Consider the following 378-nt stretch of genomic DNA (forward strand, 5'->3'; position numbering starts at 1 on the left):
CAGAACGCGGGAGCCGGCAAGACGGTGACCGTGACTGGCGCGACGCTGGCCAACGGCACGGGTCTGGCCAGCAACTACACGGTCAGCAACGCCACGGGCGTGACGGCCGACATCACGGCCAAGGCCTTGACGGTCCGCGGCGTGACTGCCGACAGCAAGACCTACGACGGTACGACGGCAGCCAACCTGAGCGGCGGCATCTTGAACGGCCTGGTCGGTAACGAAACCCTGGTGTTGTCTGGCCAGTCGGGCGCTTTCAGCGATCAGAACGCGGGTGCCGGCAAGACCGTCACCGTGACGGGCGCCACGCTGGCCAACGGCACGGGCCTGGCGAGCAACTACACGGTCAGCAACGCCACGGGCGTGACGGCCGACATC

General features: G+C 67.7%; 1 protein-coding gene. It reads left to right on the forward strand.

Annotation, left to right across the window (positions count from 1 at the left end; genetic code table 11):
• A partial coding sequence (locus tag N0K08_RS23205) for a YDG domain-containing protein (protein WP_261502804.1) occupies positions 1 to 378 on the forward strand: 378 nt, incomplete at both ends.

It is taken from the genome of Acidovorax bellezanensis, assembly GCF_025421555.1.
GTDB classification, from domain to species: domain Bacteria; phylum Pseudomonadota; class Gammaproteobacteria; order Burkholderiales; family Burkholderiaceae_C; genus Comamonas; species Comamonas bellezanensis.